This is a genomic window from Maledivibacter halophilus (assembly GCF_900167445.1).
GTDB lineage: Bacteria > Bacillota > Clostridia > Peptostreptococcales > Caminicellaceae > Maledivibacter > Maledivibacter halophilus.
Genome location: NZ_FUZT01000009.1, coordinates 265195 through 280312, shown reverse-complemented (window position 1 = coordinate 280312; position 15118 = coordinate 265195). Strand labels below are relative to the sequence as shown.

General features: G+C 32.7%; 14 protein-coding genes and 1 other annotated feature. Of the genes, 1 reads left to right on the top strand and 13 read right to left on the bottom strand.

The window, feature by feature from the left end:
* The 10 genes from B5X81_RS18160 to B5X81_RS18110 form a co-directional block, all read right to left on the bottom strand.
* On the bottom strand, positions 1 to 669 hold a 669-nt coding region (locus tag B5X81_RS18160; protein ID WP_079493681.1), incomplete at its 3' end, for an NAD(P)/FAD-dependent oxidoreductase.
* 427 nt (positions 670 to 1096) lie between these two features.
* Positions 1097 to 2392, bottom strand: a complete 1296-nt coding sequence (locus tag B5X81_RS18150) for a glycine/betaine/sarcosine/D-proline family reductase selenoprotein B (protein ID WP_332055744.1) — start codon at positions 2390 to 2392, stop codon at positions 1097 to 1099.
* 46 nt (positions 2393 to 2438) lie between these two features.
* Positions 2439 to 3716 carry a glycine/sarcosine/betaine reductase component B subunit gene (locus tag B5X81_RS18145; protein ID WP_079493674.1) on the bottom strand — a complete coding sequence of 426 codons (1278 nt, stop codon included), beginning with the start codon at positions 3714 to 3716 and terminating at the stop codon, positions 2439 to 2441.
* A 117-nt stretch (positions 3717 to 3833) separates the two neighbouring features.
* Positions 3834 to 4895 carry an NAD/NADP octopine/nopaline dehydrogenase family protein gene (locus B5X81_RS18140; RefSeq protein ID WP_079493672.1) on the bottom strand — a complete coding sequence of 354 codons (1062 nt, stop codon included), beginning with the start codon at positions 4893 to 4895 and terminating at the stop codon, positions 3834 to 3836.
* On the bottom strand, positions 4896 to 6212 hold the full coding sequence (locus tag B5X81_RS18135; protein WP_079493670.1) for a TRAP transporter large permease: 1317 nt from the start codon (positions 6210 to 6212) through the stop codon (positions 4896 to 4898).
* Positions 6203 to 6700, bottom strand: coding sequence for a TRAP transporter small permease (locus B5X81_RS18130; RefSeq protein WP_079493669.1), 498 nt, complete (start codon positions 6698 to 6700; stop codon positions 6203 to 6205). Before B5X81_RS18130 ends, B5X81_RS18135 begins: the two co-directional genes overlap by 10 nt.
* Before the next feature lie 61 nt (positions 6701 to 6761).
* Entirely contained in the window at positions 6762 to 7820 is a 1059-nt protein-coding gene (locus B5X81_RS18125) for a TRAP transporter substrate-binding protein (protein ID WP_170917487.1), read from the bottom strand.
* Between the two features lie 19 nt (positions 7821 to 7839).
* On the bottom strand, positions 7840 to 8256 hold the full coding sequence (locus B5X81_RS18120) for an aconitase X swivel domain-containing protein (protein WP_079493666.1): 417 nt from the start codon (positions 8254 to 8256) through the stop codon (positions 7840 to 7842).
* Positions 8256 to 9530, bottom strand: coding sequence for an aconitase X (locus B5X81_RS18115; protein WP_079493664.1), 1275 nt, complete (start codon positions 9528 to 9530; stop codon positions 8256 to 8258). The genes B5X81_RS18120 and B5X81_RS18115 overlap by 1 nt, the downstream gene beginning before the upstream one ends.
* Before the next feature lie 326 nt (positions 9531 to 9856).
* A complete protein-coding gene (locus B5X81_RS18110; RefSeq protein ID WP_079493663.1) occupies positions 9857 to 10519 on the bottom strand; it encodes a GntR family transcriptional regulator in 663 nt (220 codons plus the stop codon).
* Positions 10520 to 10900: 381 nt separating this feature from the next.
* Between B5X81_RS18110 and B5X81_RS18105 the strand changes: the two genes are divergently transcribed.
* A complete protein-coding gene (locus B5X81_RS18105) occupies positions 10901 to 11557 on the top strand; it encodes a TetR/AcrR family transcriptional regulator (RefSeq protein WP_079493661.1) in 657 nt (218 codons plus the stop codon).
* A 246-nt stretch (positions 11558 to 11803) separates the two neighbouring features.
* On the opposite strand, the gene asnA is transcribed toward B5X81_RS18105, so the two are convergent.
* The 3 genes from asnA to B5X81_RS18090 form a co-directional block, all read right to left on the bottom strand.
* Entirely contained in the window at positions 11804 to 12826 is a 1023-nt protein-coding gene (gene asnA, locus B5X81_RS18100) for an aspartate--ammonia ligase (protein WP_079493660.1), read from the bottom strand.
* 148 nt (positions 12827 to 12974) lie between these two features.
* Positions 12975 to 13247: a binding site (T-box leader), on the bottom strand.
* Positions 13248 to 13359: 112 nt separating this feature from the next.
* Positions 13360 to 14538 carry an NAD(P)-dependent malic enzyme gene (locus B5X81_RS18095; protein WP_079493657.1) on the bottom strand — a complete coding sequence of 393 codons (1179 nt, stop codon included), beginning with the start codon at positions 14536 to 14538 and terminating at the stop codon, positions 13360 to 13362.
* Positions 14539 to 14549: 11 nt separating this feature from the next.
* Complete coding sequence (locus tag B5X81_RS18090) at positions 14550 to 15107, bottom strand: Fe-S-containing hydro-lyase (RefSeq protein ID WP_079493655.1); 558 nt, start codon at positions 15105 to 15107, stop codon at positions 14550 to 14552.
* Between the last annotated feature and the right edge of the window lie 11 nt (positions 15108 to 15118).

Below are 15118 nucleotides of genomic sequence, written 5' to 3'. Positions count from 1 at the left end.
ACCTGTTTTCTTGTTCTTAAGAACCATTGCTTCAACTATTCCATCGCCTTTAATTTCTTCAACAACTGAATCCCATATAAATTCCATTTTTTCATTTTTAAAGGCTTTCTCCTGAATAGATTTAGCTGCCCTTAATTCATCTCTTCTATGAACAACTGTTACTTTTCTGGCAAATTTTGTTAAATATATTGCTTCTTCAATTGCTGAGTCTCCTCCACCAATTACAAACACCTCAAGGTCAGTAAAGAAATCCGCATCACATGTAGCACAATATGATACTCCCTTACCAGTTAATTTTTCTTCTCCAGGTACCCCTAATTTTCTTGGAGTCGCTCCTGTTGCAATTATAACTGCCTTACCCTTATACTCTCCATTTTCACATTTTACTACTTTAATTTTTTCATTTAAATCAACTGAAACCACAGCATCGTTTTTTCTCTCTGCACCAAACTCTTCAGCTTGCTCTACCATCCTTGCAATAAGGGTTGGTCCAGTTGCTTCCTTAATTGAACCAGGATAATTTGCTACTTCATTGGTAGTAACAATTTGTCCTCCTGTTTTTCCCTTTTCTAAAATAAGGGTTTTCATTTTAGCCCTTGCAGAGTATAAACCTGCAGCAAGACCTGCTGGCCCGCATCCAACTATTATAATGTCATATAGATTATCCATTAATTTACCTCCTTTATTTTAAATTATATAAAAGATCATTGTTTGTATTTTTTTTAATTCGGAACTATTATATCATACTTTTGATCGTTTTGTAAATTTGTTTATTATATAATCATGATTATATTTTTCTGTTTTATAGTTTATTTTTAATAGGTATTAAAGATAAACAAATCTAAACTTTAATAAATTTCAATGTTTTTTATCTATATAGGGTTTATATAGCAAAACTTAGTTTATACATGGGCAAATACTTAGTATATACATTATTTAATTCTACCAAATCATAGTTGTACAATTATATCAATTATAAATAATAAATCAGACATCTAAAGGCTATATCCACTAATCTTTTAGAAGACAATGCCTAGAAGATGTCTGATTTATATTTATTAATTTAAATAAATAAACTAAAGATTAAAAGTAATATTTACAGCCTATCTCCTTCTACTTCCAATAGATTCAAAGCCTTCTTTATAAGTTTATACCTAAAATCTCTTTCTTCTTCCAGTGGAATATCGGGATTTCCAGTGGCATTACAAATTGCAGTTCCCTGAACTACTCTTGGAACGTTCATTCCTTTAGCAGGGTCATAAAGCGCTGTAATCAATACACAAGGTATTCCCATATTTTCTAATTCCTTAGTTAACGTTGCACCGCAACGTGTACCAGTACCTCAGGTTGATGTCAGAATAGCACCATTTACGCCATCTGAAAGTAACCCTTTAGCTATCTTTTTACCCATTTCTCTCCCATTCTCTATAGGCATTGCACAGCCACATGTTGCATACATATAATCATATACCTGTCCAATTTCACCTTCATTTTTTAACTTTACAAGTGCATCAAGGGGCACTAATCTATTAGGGTCCTCATTTATATAGGTAGTATTTACGCCGCTATGATAGCAGTGAAAAACCTCAGCAGGCATGCTGTCATAATCACCTATAAAGTACTTACCAAATTTAGTAGCCCAAGCTGCTTCTATCCTATCGGGATTTCCTTTAGGAAATAATGCACCTTCAGTAACAAGGGCTATTTTAGCTTTCTTCATATCTTTTATAGGCTCTGCAGGCTCAACAACATAAATATTGGGTTTAGGTATCTCATTATTGAATGTTTTACCATTTAACTTGGCAATTAGTCCCTCTACAGCTCTAGCTGCAGCAAGCTTTTCCTGAACAACATTTTTTCTAAAGCCCTTTGGTATATACCCTTCAGCCTGGGCACATCCTATTTTTTCTTTTCTTATAAGCTTCTTAGAAAAATCAGATATTTTTTTGATATCTTTAGCTACATTTCTTACTCTATTTGGAGTCTGAACAATGTAAAAGCTTTTATCTGCCTGCTCAGCTCCTGGATTTTCCGGATGCATACCCGTAATAACTTCTATATTTAATTCTTCTTTAACTATCTTACATACCTGGGCACATGCCAAACCATATCTTCCAGCTGCGTAAGAAGGTCCAGCCACAAGAAAATCAGGACTGTACTTTTTAATTATTTCCAGAACTTCTTTGCTTGCCTTTTCTTTGTCATTGTTAAAATAGTCATCTCCACATACTACTGTTGCAACAACTTCTCCAATATCCTTCATATATTTTTGTAAAGCCAACCCTGGCCCAATTGGTTTTTCCTCAGCAAAGGGCTCTGTCATTGCTTTTTCTTCTCCACCAATTCCTCCAAAAAATTGATTTAAGTAATGTACTATCCTTATTTTACCCATAATATTACTCCCTTCATCACAAATTATGAGATTATTTAAAAATTATTTAAAAAGCTTTACATCCTAATTTTGTATGACCAGTAATCTGCAGTGCACCTGGTATAACACCACTTCTTATTTTTCTAGGTCCTATCATTTCCAAGTATTTTGGATGATCCTTTTCATATCCAACTAGATTTTCCATTTGTGGAATATCAACTAGCTCTTCATGGTTTCCAGTACTCACTACTAAATCCACATGGGGTGAATAAAATACAGTTGACATACCTGTTCCATCGGGGTTTAAAACTTCTTCTGTAATAAGGGCAGTTTTTAACCCCGCTTTTTCACATTCTTCTCCACATAACATAAGGTCTGTTACAGGATGTCCTCCGCCTTCCTTTGTTATTACAACTGCATCTAATTCCAAATTGTATTTAGCAATTTTTGCAGCCAAATAGGCTACAGATTTTTTGAGTGTATGCTTTAAATGTGCATTACAAACTATCATCCCACCAAATTCAATTTCCTTTCCATGCTTACTGTAAAGCTCCTGCACAACTGGATTGTTACACATTGATATGGTATGATCTCGGTGTCCTGCAGAATACTCATACATCATACATACCATGGCTCCATCCATAACTTCATTGGGATGCATAGTGAAAGGAACAAAATAATGTGAATTTATTCCATAGAAATATGTTTCTTTTAAATGATTTTGTGATTCAGTATAATATATATATCCAACCCTTGGAAGCTTTTTCTCTCCTCTTTTACAAGGATTCATTTCATACACTTTTATTTCATTTGGCTTCTTATTTATGGTTGTTTTGGCAATGTATTCTGAAATCTTGGTACAGGCTCTTTTATGGACCATAGCCATGGATTCGGCGTTTTTGGTTTTACATGAAAATACTAATGATAAAACATGATTTTTACTGTATTCAGTCACTTCTGCTCCAGGACCATTCATATCAAGTACACCTAGAAAAATTTCTGTGAATGCCTGTAAATTTTCAACCTTTCCAATCTCAGCAATTGAAAAACCGGTTAATACATTTGTTCTTCCTATTCCCGGGGTTCCTATGTCATTGGTAAAACCAGGGTATATAGTTCCTTCATCACTTGCCTTGCATCTAGCATCAAACATATCCAGAATATTAACTATCCTTGTGTTTTCACCTGGTTTTGTTAAAACAAGTTCAACATCCTCTAACAATTCATCTTCTAAAATTATATCCTTTAATTCCCTCTTACTTAAGTACAGGCAACTATCTGCAAAATAACTTTTTTCAGCCCATCTTACATCCTCTACGTTATAATTTGCAACTTCTAGTTTCATTTATTTACCCCCTTATTATGTCATCCTAGGATCCATGTTTTAAAAACACAAAGAATCACAAGAATTCTTTTTCATTATTTATTTTATAATTTTTTCATTCATATAAAATAACAAAACTTAAAGCTCTTTATTTCTTCCTGTTTCTAAATAATAGTTCAATTGTGTTTTTGTCATATTTGATAGTCCAAGATTTTCACATGTTCTTCCTTTCAATCTATAATCACAATCATTTAAAATTGATGCTATATATATCAAAGCTTTAGCAGTAGGAGTCTTAATTCCTAACATCTCTCCTAATGAAGTAATGATACTCATACCTACAAAGGTATCCTCTGATATATATCTGTGATAAACATCATCAGGCCCTTTTATTTCCCTGAATGGATTTAAATTTGGAAAATTATCAGCGTCACTGATTTTTTCTAATAAATCTAACTTTGTTCTAATTTCACAATCTAGTTTTTTCATTATCATAATTTTTTCTTCATATAGTTTTTCAATAAATTTTAAAACAGATTTAGTTAATCCATCCCTATAGAAATAAAAGTCTCCCCTTTCAATTCCTCCAACATTAAGTATGGCTCCTGGAACATGAGAGTCTATATTAGGTAAATTAAGGGTTGTTTCTAATACATTTTTTGCTGAATATAAAGTATAAATATCTTGAAATCCTTCAATTACCTTTGCTGTATCTATTGCAGGAAATGAACTTATATATCTTGGCCTAATAGGCAATACCAGTTCTACTGTAATATCATCTCTTTTTTTACATACATATAAATTGCTTTCAACTTCAGCTAATAAGGGCATTTTATAATCATTATTTTTAAGATAATTATAAAATACCAATGACCCCAAATTCCCTGGAGTAATTAATACTATTTGATTTTTACTGAAATACTTACTACATACCTTAACTATTTCTTCATGTCTTTGTGCAATAACAGCAACAATAACTATTTCACAATCTTCTAAAGCAATTTTAGGATCATTTGTACAATTATTAATGTCAACTTCCCTAGTTATTTCTGATTCAATAAAATTTATTTTACGGCACTTCATTATCTTTTCTATATTTTCACCCGTGTCAAATAAAGTTACTTTATTTCCTTTTAAGGTCAAGTGTGCAGCAGCAGCTAATCCTGTAGCACCTCCGCCTATAACAGTTATTTTTTTCATTTAAAGCCCTATAGCCTTTGCTCCCATAACAATTTTAGGAAGCCATAATGATAAGAGTGGAATAAATGTAACTAATAGCAACACGGGAACTGCTCCGAAAAATAACAATGGCCATAGTGGCTTTAGCATATCCTGAAATTTCACACCACTAACTTTAGATGAAACAAACAAATTCATAGCCATTGGAGGTGTAATAGTACCTATTCCTACAGCTGTAAACAACATTACTCCCATTTGTATAGGATTTAAACCTATAGCAACCGCTGTTGGCATCATAAGCGGTGTTAATACTAGGGTTATAACTCCTGAGGACAAAAACATGCCTGAAACAAGGAATATAATATTGATAAATAGTAATATAGCATATTGATTACTAGTAATTCCTAGTAAGAAGCTTGCTACAGCTTGTGGAACGCCCTCAATTATTAAAAACCGAGTAAAAACATTAACCATTGGAAAAATTATTAAAATAGATCCTATTGTTTTACCAGTTTTCACTGTCATTTCTGAGAATTTTTTATAATCTACTACTTTATAAATAAATACTCCTATGATAATTGCATAAACACAGGCTACTGCCCCTGCTTCTGTTGCGGTGAAAATGCCACCATATATCCCTCCCAATATTATCAGAGGCATGATAAAGGCAGGAATAGATTCCTTAAAGCTTTTTTTGACATTTTCTTTAACTGACTGATTCATTAGTTTTTGAAAATCTTCATTTTCTTTAAAATATTTTTTATATAATATTCTATTAATTATTAAATAGAGACTACACCAAATAAATCCAGGTATTATAGTTGATAAGAACAGTGCCGCCACTGAAGTATTTGAAATAACACCGTAAAGTATAGCCGTCATATTAGGAGGAATCATAAAGCCCAATGGCCCTGATGCAGCCATAAGTGCAGCAGTATATCTTCTATCCCAGCCTAGTTTTTCCAGCCTTGGTATCATTATAGATCCTAATGCAGCAACAGCTGCTGTTCCTGAACCACTTAGTGCTCCAAAAAACATACAAGCCACAGGTATTGTTGCAGCCAATCCACCTTTTACTTTTGCTAATAAAGCACTTGCAAAGTCAATTAATTTTTCTGCTATACCGCTTATCTCCATTAACATTCCACCAATTAGAAACAATGGAATTGCCAATAATGTTGTTGAATCCAATGCAAAGAATGCACCTGGAGCAATACCTCCTGGAGACATGCCTGTTAATAAAACATAAAGTAATGATCCACAAAGGAAGCAAATTGCCACTGGTACGCTTAATATTATAAGCCCTAATATTACCGCGAAACTAATTCCTATTGCCATTGTTTAACCTCCTTTATATCCTTTATTACACTGATAAAATAATTAATCGTCATCAGCGTGCCTCCAATAATTAAAAAGGAAGTGATGCACCACATTGGGAATCCTAATCCTGCTGAAACGTCTTTGGAGGTATAGTTAAACGCAACATATTCAAAACTTAAAATCGTAAATACCAAAACTGCTATACAAGATAATAAATGTGTTAAAGTTCTAATAATATGAATTATTTTTTCATTTTTCACTATAAGGGTAAGCATGTCAATTTTAACATGTCCGTCATCCCTTGCCAGTAAACCAGCTGCTAAATATACACAGGCTATCATAAAATATTTAGGCAATTCTTCTGCTCCAGCTAATGGTAATTTTAGAACATATCTAAATACAACTTGAATAAATACTATGGCTATAATCAATGTTACAAATGAACCCATTAAAAAGTTAGAAAGCTTTTGTATCATTTTATCAATTTTAGATAAAATATCCACCATTATCTTCACCTCTTTTAAAAAGATAATCTTGCCTCTTCCTCTAAAGAAGAGGCAGATCAGATTATTTATTTCTAGCTTCCTCTACTGCTGAAGTAACTTGTTCAAATGTATCCTTACCAATAATTTCTATAAATTTAGGTTCTAAGGTCTTTGCAAAGTCAATAAATTCCTGCCTTTGTTCATCTGTTAGTTCTACTACTTTTATTCCCTCTTCCTTTAAAGTTTCTACGGCAGCCTGATCATCCTTTGATCCAAGCTCGCCCTGATATTTCATTGCTTCAACAGCACATTCCTTTACAGTTTTTTGTAAATCCTCAGGTAACTCATTTAGATATTTATCATTTACAAGTAAAGGTAAACCAAATGTCCACTGCCAGTTAATATCAGTATAATTATCTACAACCTCTGCAATCTTATATGCCACAACTCCCGTTGGTGAAAATTCCAAGCCGTCTACAGTTCCTGTTTGTAAGGCTGTATATACTTCACCAAAGGATAATTGCGTTGGGCTTGCAACTTCCTCCCAAAAAGCTTGAACAACTGGATCCTGATAAATACGTACTGCCAGTCCATTTAAATCTTCAATACTTTCTATTGACCTTTTACTATTTGCAAATCCTCTAAATACACTTGGTCCAACAGCTAGCAGCTCCAAATTATACTCATCCATCCATGATTTAACCAGTTTAAATATTTCTCCTTCTTCATCACATACTAATTCCTTTACTTCTTCAATATCTTTGAATAAATACGGTAAGCTTAATGCACCAAATCTTTTGTCAACACTTGCCATAGGCTGTCCAATGTACATCTCAATTTCTCCGCGTCTTAACTGTTCAAATAGCTCCACATTACCACCTAAAGTTCCATCAAAATATGGCTCAATAACTACCTGACCATTTGTTTTCTCCTTTACATCATCACAAAATTTTTGAATGGCTTGTCCCATACTATTATATTGAGCTCCTGATGCAGGATTTTTGTATGTTGTGGCTAATTTCCATTTGTAAACTTTTTCTGATTTTTCTCCCTTGGCTTCCTTGCCACCACATGCAGTTAATGAAAAAATTAAAACAACTATAATTACTAATGATAAAACTGACTTGATACTTCTTCTCATAAGTAGCCCCCCTAAATTATTATTTATTTTTTCTGATAATAATTTCTTCATTATCAGAATCAATCTTTATCCAATCACCAGTCTCGATTATTTCAAGAGGATTTTTTTCAAAATCTGTCATTGCTGGAATATCCATAATAACCGCACCTAGAGCAATTTTTGTGGTCATTTCTGTAAAGATAATCCCTTTGGGTAATTTATTTGCTAACTTTGCTATGTGAAAAGCATTAGTCCAGCCTGAGGATCCCTTTGCTCCACGAAAAACCAGTATTTTATCTTTAAAACAACAACCTTCAAGCTCATGTTTTCTCTCAATAACTTTACCTTCAAGGGGGTTTGTTCCTCCCCAGCCCGAAATAGCCTGCTTTGTAACAAGTGCCTCTCCCTGAGCAACTCCACCAATAACCTTTCTTCCCTTTATTATTATTTCCTTCATTATAATTCACCTCGCCATTTTCCACTAACAGCAGCTTCAATGCATTCTTTAGTTGAACCATAGAAGGTTCCTATTCCAGTTAGCGATGGAAAATAATGGGCCTGCTTTGCTGAATTAGTTGCAGCAGTTTTGGTTCCTTTTGGAAAAACTTTAGCCATAGCTGGACAAGTATCTGCCATAATATGACCACCTGCTTTTTCTATAATTTCAGTATATCCTTGACGATCAGCCATATCTTTAATAGCTCTAGGTACGAAAATCCATAGAGCAGAATTTCCATTTATTTTTCTCCCATCTAAAAATCTAACAACTTGCCATATTTCTTCCAATGTGCCATGGGGACAGCCTAATACTACAAAATCAACATCTTCACTATTTCCTGAGTTTAGATGTTCATATATTTCCTTTCTCTCTTTTTCTCCATAGGGAAAAACTTCTAAGGGCTTTTTATTGCCCAGTGCTTCCTCAAGGGTTTTTGCCTCTGGTGTTTTCCCAGCAATATGATACATTTCCACTCCACCTGATGAAGCTGCTGCAGCACAACAATGCTTTAATTTAATAAGATTAGGCTGTGACCCTATTCCATTAATTACGGGAACCTTTTCCTGAACCATCTTCCCAAAATAATATCCAAGTAGTCCCCAATCCTTATTTGAATCAACTTCTATTTTTACATCTATTTGATGAGTGGCATACCTATTTTCTTTAATATGCAATCCCCAGTAGGGAATTCTCTTAACCAGAGCTGCTGCACCTGTACTTTCTAGCCCCTCTGTATTTGTTCTACCACCTATAACTGAATTACAGAATGATATTGCACTTGACTCCATCCATGCACAATGCTCACCAAATACTGGCATTATACCAACTACATATGGAGCACATGTAAAGGCACAATGCATATCTATTGTTTTACTATAATCTTCACATTTCACTCCCCATTTATATGCACTCTCAGTTGCATTTTGAATTTTCCAGCACAGTGGGTCCATAGTATTTGTAAGGGCAGTTGAAAAGGCTTCAAGTCTTGGTATTTCCACCCTTTCATTGGAATTTAATTTGAACTCTGAAAATACTGCGTCCATATCTCCCACTTGATCGGCAAAATTTCTTATTTGTGGAGAACCACCAATACCACCTGTCACATTTGTAACTTCAACAAATTTTTCTGCACCTAATGCCTCTCCATACTTTACTAACAGCTCCATTGCCCTCTGTTTTGCATTGCCCTGTGAACCATCTAATATTTCTAATTCTTCCTTTGTAAGCTTCACTAATTTACCTCCTTTCAAACATAGGATTGTTAATTTTTCTACAAATATGACATTGTAGTGCTACTTTCCTTAGTATGAACTAATAGAATCACAACTGCTATTTTAAAATATATATTTTGAAGATTAATGTAAGTTTTTTACACCTGGCATCCTTGGATCCAAGATACTATTAGTATATAAAAAAAACCTTTTCATGTCAATACTTATTCTTTTATTTAGCAATCATTTAAATCAAAATTTATTATATATTCGTTGGCAATCACTTTTCAATATTATAGGATCAAAGTTTGAAATTCAGAAAAGAATTTTGAACTTCTTTTCTGAATTTATTTATTAATAAGAATCCTTTTTATCTCTTCCGCCACATCTTTTATGTGGGCTTCCAATATTACTAATGTTTTTTCAATATTTCTACTTTGAAATACTTCTAACAGTTTTCTATGATTATATTTCTCAGTTTTTTTTACATATTGGGCATGCAAATAAATATATCTTCCAAATTTATCATATATTTCACATATATGAGAGAAAAGTATGCTATTATTAGCTAATTTATATACCTCTAGATGAAATTTATTTCTAATTTTTATTTTCTTCATAAATTCTATTTCTTTTTCTTCTTCTTCAATAATATTTTCCAATAGTTCAAAATCTTTATCTGTGGCATTTTCTAAAGCCTTTTTCACTGCATATTTTTCTAATAATATTCTTACTTCTGTAATTTCTTCAAACTCCTCAATGCTAATATCTGAGACAATAACACCTATTTGAGGATGAACAACAACTAAGCCTTCTGCTTCTAATTTTCGAAATGCCTCTCTAACTGGCATTCTACTTACTTTAAACTTCTTTCTTATTGATTCTGTAGATAATTTTTCTCCTTCCCTAAAATAGCCTTCTAAAATTGCTGTCTTGAGTTTGCTAAATACAATATCCGATAATGTCTTAGTTTTTTTGCTTTCTATTTCATATATGTCTAATTTATCCATTTTGACCACCTTTCCATTAATTTAAAATCAAGTTGTAGTATAGAGATTCCAGTAGAAATTTTAATTTGTGTTATATCACTTCTTTTTGTAAAGCTTATAGTTAGCGACAATAAATTTAATTGCCATCCTTGGATCCAAGGCTAAAGCACAAAGCTATTACATTTATTGCCATTATCATAAAATAATATTCTACATCTATTATATAATTTCCTTCTTTATTTTTGTATTTTATTCATAGAATCTTTTTATATACAATTATATTAATATCAAATATTACAATCTAAAATAATATTCTAACTTTAAGTAAATCAACTATTATATGTTATAATAGTTAAGGTTAAAAATTTTATACAATTTAATTGCAAATAGTTGGTGATAATAATGAATAAAAAAATAATACAAAAGAAACGCATGATGGGATATTTTATTGATGCAGCAAATCAAATTATTGAAAAGGAAGGAATAGAAGCAGTTACAATTAGAAAAGTGGCAGATATCGCAGGTTATAATAGTGCTACTTTGTATAATTACTTTAACGACCTTAACCATTTACTTTTTTTCGCTTCCATGAAATATTTAAAGAATTACGCCTTTAGTTTAAAGTATTATATAAAAGATTCAATGAATGCCTTTGATAAATTCTTTGCCGTTTGGAAATGTTTTTGCCATCATTCCTTTAAAAATCCTAAAATATATTATATTATTTTCTTTGATAAATATAGGAATTTTATTAATGATACCATTAAAGAATACTATTCGATTTTTCCTGAAGAATTAGGAGAACTATCAATTGAAATATTGCCAATGCTTATGGAAAAAAATATTTATATCAGAACCATGACTATTCTTAAAGCTTGTGTGGCTGAAGGCTTTTTTAAAAAAGAACATTTGGACCAAATAAATGAAATGATTCTTTTAATTTATGAAGGTATGCTTTTACGAATATTAAATAAGCAAGTGGACTTCACTAATGAGTATGCAGCAGATACAACAATCAGATATATGAAGCAAGCTATTAAATCATATGTCATTCTATAAAGACATTTGCCAAACTATTGTAGTTGATAATTGTCTATTAATGATTTTTTAATGATTTAAGAAACTTGCATAATTAAAATTCCTCACATGTATTGTGCAATTTCCTCATTTCTTTAAAACAAAAATAAATGGACTCAAGGTGAAATGAATTTAAAGCTAAATTTATACATCTCAAAAATCTCAGAAGCATTCATATGAAGCATCTATATTTTTAAGATGTATAAATTAAAACTTCACCTTGTTTCACTATAACAAAATTATACTTTCTTTTTCACATGCTTCAATCATTTCTTCTGGCCAAATTGCTGCTTGCACTTCGCCAATATGAGCCTTTTGTAGGAAGAACATACACATTCTGGATTGTCCTATTCCTCCTCCTACTGTATATGGAAGTTTACCTTCAAGTAAATCCTTATGGTATGGAAGCTCTTTACGCTTTTCACAATCAGCAAGCTTCAATTGCCTTTCCAATGCTTTTTCATCAACTCTAATTCCCATAGAAGAAACTTCAAAGGCCATATCTAAAACTGGATACCAGAATAATATATCTCCATTTAATTTCCAATCATCATAGTCAGGTGCTCTGCCATCATGCTTGATACCTGATTTAAGATCCTCACCTATTTGCATTACAAATACTGCACCCTTTTCTTTAGTTATTGCATCTTCTCTTTGTTTAGGAGTTAATTCAGGATATTTGTCCTCTAGTTGCTGAGCTGTTATAAAGAAAATATCTTCTGGAAGCTGTTTTTCAAGTTTGGGATATATAGAACAAATTTCTTCCTCTGTATCTTTGAATACATTATATATCTCCTGAACTATTTCCTTAAGAGTTTCAACTGTCCTTTCTTCCTTGGATATAATCTTTTCCCAGTCCCATTGATCAACATATATTGAATGAAGGTTATCAAGCTCTTCATCTCTTCTTATGGCATTCATATCTGTATATAAGCCTTTACCTACATCAAATCCATATTTAGCAAGTGCCATTCTCTTCCATTTAGCTAGTGAATGAACTACTTCTACTTCTTTACCACCGATTCCCAATACATCAAAGGAAACAGGCCTTTCAATACCATTTAAATTATCATTTAAGCCTGTTTCAGGTCTAACAAAAAGTGGAGCTGACACCCTCGTTAGCTGAAATTTTTTAGCTAAAGTTTTCTGGAAATGATCTTTAATACTTTTTATTCCAATCTCTGTATCTATTAGATTTAACTTTGCTTCATAGTCCTTGGGTATAATTAATGATTTTTCTAAAGATTTCATAATTTAAATCCTCCTTGTTTTTTATGTGTTTAGAATAGATTAATTGAATATAATATCAGCATATAAAATTGTCTCAAATTAAAATTATGCAATTATCTCAATTATAAAATTATCCCTAACTCAATTAAAAAAGCCCTTCATCCCCATATAAAGGGACGAAAGGCTCATTTTCCGCGGTACCACCCAGATTAGCATAGTATTGCTCACTCAACAAATACAGAATAGAAATATTTCTATTCGATATCGCCCAATTAATAACGGTTTGGCTCCGTCTAAGTCTACTCACCCATATTAATAAAACACATGGCTTTCGGTTAGAAACTCAGAGACGTTCTTCAATACAAGCTTTGTGCTGGACTCTCACCATAACCAGCTCGCTAGGACTTAGCTGTGTATCTACTCTTCTCTTCACAGTTTTAATCTTGTTAATTTATTGTATAAATTATAAGCTATATATAATAAGTTGTCAAGATTTTTTTTATATTTATTTATTGATATGTATAAATTGGAAAATTCGTGCATATGCCTATGAATTATTTCTTCCTAGCAACGCCTATTTCTATAGCTGCTTTTTTTACTGCATTTGCCACATTTTTAGCTGTTCTCTTATCGAAAGCCTTTGGTAATATATTATCTTCATTTAGTTCATCTTCAGATATAGTTTCAGCTATGGCATAGGCTGCTGCTATTTTCATTTCTTCATTTATATCTGAAGCCCTTACATCCAATGCTCCTCTAAAAATACCTGGAAATGCTAAAACATTATTTACCTGGTTTGGAAAATCCGATCTTCCAGTGCCAACTATATAAGCTCCACCAGCTTTGGCTTCATCAGGCATTATTTCCGGCACAGGATTAGCCATGGCAAAAACTATTGACTTAGCTGCCATGGTAGAAACCATTTCCTTTGTAACTATATTAGGTCCAGATACGCCTATAAATACATCCTTGCCCTTTATGACTTCTTTTAAAGTTCCAGTCTCATTATTATTATTTGTGATCTTTGTCATTTCTAACTGTGCCCAATTCATATCTTTTGAATTTTTATGCAATGCACCTTTTCGTCCACATAAAATTATATTCTTAACACCAAGACTTAAAAGTAATTTTGATATAGCTATTCCAGCAGACCCGGCTCCATTTACAATAACCTCTATTTCTTCCATTTTTTTATCCACAAGTTTTAATCCGTTAATAAGTCCAGCTACAACTACAATGGCTGTACCATGTTGATCATCATGGAATACAGGAATATCTAATATTTCCTTAAGCCTTGATTCTATTTCAAAGCATCTTGGGGCTTTTATATCCTCTAAATTGACACCTCCAAATACCGGTTCCATTAGCTTAACAGTTCTAACTATTTCATCAACATCCTGAGTATCTAAACATATTGGAAATGCATCTACATCTGCAAAGCTTTTAAAAAGAACTGCTTTTCCCTCCATTACTGGAATAGAAGCTGAGGCTCCTATATCTCCTAATCCAAGTACTGCACTACCGTCGCTTACAACAGCAACAAGATTTCCTTTGGATGTATAATCATAAGCTGTATCTTTATTTTTCTCTATTTCCCTACATGGCTGTGCCACACCTGGAGTATAGGCTGTAGACAGATCATCCTTAGTTTCAACCTTTACTTTACTTGTTACGGATATTTTTCCTTTATTTTCTTTATGTAGTTTTAATGCCAATTCATTATAATCTGCCATATTTTCTCCTCCTACTTTTTATATTTTTCCCTCTCTGTTTCATATAAATTATTTCCCTTACTATCTATAACTACTATAACAGGAAAATCTTCTACCTCTAACTTTCTTATTGCTTCAGGTCCTAAATCATCATAGGCTATAATCTCAGCCTTTTTTATTGAGCTAGAAATAAGTGCCCCAGCTCCTCCTATTGCAGCAAAATATACTGCTCCGTATTTCTCCATACCTTCTATTACATCTTGACTCCTACTTCCCTTACCAATCATTCCACTTAATCCAAGTTTAAGAAGTGGAACTGTTAAATCATCCATTCTATAGCTGGTAGTTGGCCCAGCAGCGCCAATTGCTTGTCCCGGTTTAGCTGGGGCAGGCCCTACATAATAAATAATCTGATCTTTAATATTAAAGGGCAGCTCCTCTCCTCTTTCAAGGGTATCAATTAATCTTTTATGAGCTGCGTCTCTACCCGTATATACAGTTCCACTTATATAAACAGTATCTCCTGCATGTAAGGACTGTACCTTTTCTTTAGTTAAAGGAGTTGTTATTTTTTTTGTATTTACTGACATAGTTATCTTCT